Here is a 408-nt window from a genome sequence, read left to right as displayed (position 1 = left end):
GTCCGAGCGACACGACGCCGATGGTGTGCAACGCCGCTCCCACGCCGAGCAGAAACAGTAGGAAAGTTTCAGCGACGACCGGCACGGTGTAATGAGATACTGCGTTCGCCCGCTTGGCGAGCTCGGTCAGTAATGCCGAGCCGACTGCGCCAGACAGGAAACAGAGCACCAGGAAGCTGTAGTAACCCAGCTGCCGGAGCGCGAGAGGAGCGCCGAATCCTTGATCGGCGACAGCCAGTCCGAGGTGCGTGACGTTCCCCGTCACGTGCGCGACGACAACGCCGCCACAGAGGATGAAGGTGACGACGTTGGTGTAGCCCGCGACCCAGGACAGGCTGATGGCCAGCCGACTCTTTTGGCGGAAGCTGTACGCGGAAGCGGTGAACATTCGACGCTCAAAGGCGGAGG

The 408-nt window shown here is 62.7% G+C and carries 1 protein-coding gene; it reads right to left on the bottom strand.

Annotation, left to right across the window (positions count from 1 at the left end; translation table 11 throughout):
* A partial coding sequence (locus I6F37_RS42570; RefSeq protein WP_225154762.1) for a DUF1275 family protein occupies positions 1-388 on the bottom strand: 388 nt, incomplete at its 3' end.
* Positions 389-408: the final 20 nt, after the last annotated feature.

The sequence above is a fragment of the Bradyrhizobium sp. NBAIM08 genome, from assembly GCF_020193935.1.
GTDB classification, from domain to species: Bacteria; Pseudomonadota; Alphaproteobacteria; order Rhizobiales; family Xanthobacteraceae; genus Bradyrhizobium; species Bradyrhizobium yuanmingense.
This window is presented reverse-complemented; position numbering and strand designations above follow the sequence as displayed.